Annotated in this window: 2 protein-coding genes and 1 pseudogene; 2 read left to right on the forward strand and 1 reads right to left on the reverse strand. The window is 59.4% G+C overall.

Annotated elements, in window-relative coordinates; translation table 11 throughout:
- Positions 1–236 (forward strand): integrase core domain-containing protein (locus E1N52_RS43705; protein WP_133190276.1); only part of this gene is annotated, 236 nt, incomplete at its 5' end.
- Positions 237–353: 117 nt separating this feature from the next.
- On the opposite strand, the gene E1N52_RS43710 is transcribed toward E1N52_RS43705, so the two are convergent.
- Positions 354–968 carry a thioredoxin fold domain-containing protein gene (locus E1N52_RS43710; RefSeq protein WP_133191262.1) on the reverse strand — a complete coding sequence of 205 codons (615 nt, stop codon included), beginning with the start codon at positions 966–968 and terminating at the stop codon, positions 354–356.
- A gap of 249 nt (positions 969–1217) precedes the next feature.
- Between E1N52_RS43710 and E1N52_RS43715 the strand changes: the two are divergent.
- A pseudogene (locus E1N52_RS43715) lies at positions 1218–1459 on the forward strand (IS256 family transposase); the annotation flags it as partial.

Consider the following 1459-nt stretch of genomic DNA (forward strand, 5'->3'; position numbering starts at 1 on the left):
TGTCGATGGACGGCAAAGGCGCCTGGCGCGACAACGTGTTTGTCGAGCGCGTGTGGCGCAGCATCAAGTACGAAGAGATTTATTTGAGAGCCTACGAGTCGGTCAGCCACGCCCGGCGCTCCATTGGCCAATACATTGAGCTGTACAACCGCAAACGTCCTCATTCGAGTCTGGCGGATCAGACGCCCGATGAGGCATACTTCGCGACGCTGCCAGCGATCAAATCGGCAGCATGATCGCCCCGGACGTTCCACTTAAAAATCGCGGGACCCTGTCCGAACAAGCGGCACCACCTCTCCTATCGTTGTATCGGTGAACTCACGATGCGGTGAATGACTCACCGCCGCGCGCGATCAACGATACTTCTGCAACTCGGCATCGGTGATCGGTTGCGCCGGCAGATTCAGCATGCCCGGCAAGTCGTTCAGCTTCGGCAAGCCGCTAATATTGGCCCAGCGTCCGCCCGAGCCCTGATAAATAAGCGTAGGCGTGCCGTCGAAACCGAGGTCCTGAAAGAGCTTGATGTTGTCGTCGAGCTTGTTCTTGTCGGCGGCGGAAACGTGCGCGAGCGGGGCGATGCCGCCCGATTCATCCTTCTCCGAGTAGTGCGTTTCCAGCTCTTTGAGCAGCGCGGCGCCGTCTTTCGCCTCCAGCAGCGCGGCCGCCTTGCCCGCCGAATCGGGCTTCAGAAAGCCCATAGGAATCCAATGTACCTGCAGGCCGACCGCTTCATACGGTTGCAGCGCTTTCCACACCAAGTGACAGTAAATACAGTTTGGGTCCATAAAGACATAAAGCGTCGACTTCACGTTCGACCCATTCGCGCCTTCGACGATCGCACTCGCGTTCTGCAGGCTTGCAGCAGCCGTTGCGGGCAACCACGTGGGCTCAGCAGCGGCGGCGGCCATGGCGCCAGCGCTCATGGCCAGTGCGCCTGCGGCGATCAGCATGCGTGTGAACTTCTTCATTCTTTTCCTCTGACTTGGATAGCGCGTTGCGTTTCGCGCCTGTAATGCGAAGGCTCGTATCTTAGGGTCAGGCCGTGGCACGTCACTGACGCCAATATGGCAAAGGCGTCAGGTTAACAGCAAAGGTGAGAGTTTGCGGGAGGACGTTGATGTCCGCAGGCAAATAAGTTTGGACTTAGGCTTACCACCCGTGGCGGGCCTGTCATAAATTTTGTGTGTAAGGCATAACATGTAGCTCAAGGAGCATGTATGCCACGCAAACCCAAGACGTCCCCCGAGGCCCTGACGGCGTTGCCGTCCATTCCGAAGGAACTGATCGACCAGTTCGTGAAGGGGCCGATGACGGCCGAAGCGGTGCATGCCGCCTCAGCGGCGTTCAAGAAGGCGCTGATCGAGCGGGCGCTGGGCGCCGAACTTGGACACCATCTGGGCTATCCGGCCGGCGCCGTGCGGCCCGAGAACGCGACCAACCAGCGCAACGGCAAGAGCGG

The organism is Paraburkholderia guartelaensis, assembly GCF_004353905.1.
Taxonomy (GTDB): Bacteria; Pseudomonadota; Gammaproteobacteria; order Burkholderiales; family Burkholderiaceae; genus Paraburkholderia; species Paraburkholderia guartelaensis.

Coding starts and splice junctions, on each gene's coding strand:
- E1N52_RS43710 (WP_133191262.1), bottom strand. CDS start 968: ATGAAGAAGTTCACACGCATGCTGATCGCCGCAGGCGCACTGGCCATG.